The sequence below is a fragment of the Martelella sp. FLE1502 genome (assembly GCF_053484255.1).
The window spans coordinates 1-2,773 of sequence record NZ_JBAKFQ010000054.1; the positions used below are offsets into that span (position 1 = coordinate 1).

Annotated in this window: 1 protein-coding gene; it reads right to left on the minus strand. The window is 62.5% G+C overall.

From position 1 onward, the window contains the following. Positions 1-169: 169 nt before the first annotated feature. Positions 170-2,116: a M23 family metallopeptidase gene (locus V6767_RS22610; RefSeq protein WP_448475491.1), complete on the minus strand. Its 1,947-nt coding sequence runs from the start codon at positions 2,114-2,116 to the stop codon at positions 170-172. Positions 2,117-2,773: the final 657 nt, after the last annotated feature.

A 2,773-nucleotide genomic window follows, 5' to 3' on the forward strand; every position in this document is an offset into this window, starting at 1 on the left:
GATGGCTCTTTTCGACAATGAAAGTTAAACCGGACAGCAGTGGGTCAAGCCCGAGCATGACCCCTGTGGGGGAGGTGAATGAGGATTAAAAAACTGAGGCCGTGGCTGGTCAACGGTCTGTGGGCCCGCCATCCGGCGGGCCCTTTTTTGCTCCGCGGCTATTTGCCGATCAGTTGGCGTTCGAGGCCACCTGGCCGCCGGCATTGTCGTTGCCGAGCAGGGCGTCGATGCGGGCGCGCTCCGATTGGAAGCGGGCGAGGTTTTCGCCGGTCAGCGCGTCGGAATTCGGGAAGCGGATCTTCATCGGGTCGACCTTGCTGCCGTTGACGATCACCTCGTAATGCAGATGCGCGCCGGTCACCAGGCCGGTCGCCCCGACATAGCCGATGATCTGGCCCTGCTTGACGCGTGCGCCGGGTTTGACGCCGCCGGCGATCTTGCTCTGGTGGTTGTAGGAGGTCTCGTAGCCGTTGGCGTGGCGGATGATGGTCTGGTTGCCGTATCCGCTGGCCCAGCCGGCCTTTTCCACGATGCCGTCGCCGGCGGCGATGATCGGGGTGCCTGTCGGCGCCGCCCAGTCGACGCCCGGATGCATGCGGGCATATTTCAGCACCGGGTGGCGGCGCATGCCGTAACCGGATGTGAACCGGCCGTTTGGCACCGGATTGCGCAGCAGGAAACGCCGGATGCTGCGGCCATCCTTGTCGTAGAAGTCCACGGCGCCGGTTTCCGGGTCGCGGAAACGGTAGAGCGCGATGTCCTGGCCGCCGATCTCCGCGTCGATGTAGAACAGCTCGGAGCCCTTCGTCGCCCCGCCCTTGGGGTCGGCATCGGAGAAGAACAGCTCAAGCGTGTCTTCGGGCGAGGCCTGCGATTGCAGATCGACCTTGCTGGCCAGAAGATTGATCAGTTGCGCCGACATCTGCTCGTTCAGATCGTAGCTCAGCATTGCTCGGTAGATGCCGTCATAAACCCTGACCGGCTTCTGCGCCGTGCCGAGCAGCAGGTCGGTCTCGTCCGCGGCGGCATTGGCGACCGCATCGCTCATGGCCGGCGGCGTGCCCTTGACGAAACGGCCCTCGTCGTTGAGCGCCATCGTCATGCGATGCTCGCCGTTGCGATAAAGGCTGAGGCGCACGACGCGCATATTGCGGCCCATGCGCAGGAGCCCGATGCGCAGCGTGTCGCCGGCCTTCAGCATGGCCGATCCCGTGCCTTCCTGGATCAACCGGCCAAGCTCGTTGGCCTGCGGCGGCGGATAGCCTGCCGCCGTCAGAAGCGCGGACGTCTCCACCGCCTGACGCACCGGCAGAATGTCGTCGCTGAAATCACGAGTGAACACGGATTGCAGCGCGCTCACCGAAACATTCTCGTCAATGATCTGGGCGCTGAGCGCGGGTTTGAGCGGTAACAGGCTGGGTTCCGGCTCAAACCGGTCGGGATCGACATAGCTCAGCATCGAAATCTCGCCGACGCTGTCCTGCAGCGAGGCCTCGTTGGCGAGAATGGTCGCCTCGATTTCCTCGGTGCTGAGGTCGGCGGCGAAGGGCGCATCCGGCCGCGTCATCGGGAAGGCGATCGAGCGGATCTCGACCTCGCCCTGAACATCCGTGTCATAGATCACGTCGGCGCCGTGTTGGGCATCGCCCGGCGCGTCGCTCGAGGAAAACACGGCGAAGGGGTCGAAGGCCGGATAGGAAGGGGTCTCGCCGTAATTGGCGGCGAGCGCCATCTTCACCTCGGAAAACGGCTCGTAATGAACCACGTCGCTATCGCCCTGGCGCACCGCGGTCGGCACCTGCAGGATGCGGCGGTTCGAGGGCTTGGCGATGACGGCGGTCTGCACCAGACGCGCCCCGCGGGCAGCACTTTCATTGTCATCCGGACCGGGCAACGCGGTCTTGGCAAAGGCGGACGCGGGGATTGCAAGCCGCTCGCGTCCATCGACGGCGACGGAAAGCGCGACCGCCATCAGCGCGGTGCTGGTCAGGCCCGTCAGGCAGACTCCGGCGAGCCAGCGCAGCGAAACGTCGCGCCGCGCCGGCGGCGTGCGGCCGTCGACGACGATCGGATTTCGCCGGCCGAAGGAACGCGCCGGATTGTCTTTCACTTTCATAGGCCTGTCGTCTCGCATCGCATTTCGCGTTTCCGCCCGTTTCCATGTGCCGAAATTCGGCCGATTAGTCAAACCTCGCGCAGGCGCTCCGGGCAGGGTGGAGCAGGTCCGCGCAGGCGAAGCGCCACCATATGGCAGAGCTTCACATCAGAAAGGCGAGGCCCGCATCAATTCGGCGAAAAACGGGACGCGCTTCGAGAGCCGTCCGCAAACCCGCGTCTATATGGTTGACCCCGTCCTGCTGTCGGTGCCCCGAACAGCGGCGCAAATGTCATGTCTGAAGATGGCATATTGAAGGCGCTGTCATATACGGCTGCCGACAGCCCGGCGTTTCGGCCCTTCCAGCACCCGATTTTCGAGGAAGGGCGCTAGGTGAACTAAATTATCTATATATTTCAATGCCATAACAAAAATGTCATTTTTTTTCGAATTGCGTTGTTGACGATCGGGAAGAGGTGGGTCTATAAGCCGCCTCACCGAACGACGGGGCGGCGCTGAAGCGGGGCCTACGGTTCGAAACAAAATCTTCCGACAGGCTTAAGTGCTTCGTCAGGCTGAGCTTAACAGATTGGCCGAGAGTGGATTTGTGACGGAAAATTTCCGTCGGTTATTTGGACAATTGAATATGTGAAGAAAGAGAAACGTGGCGAGCGGCTT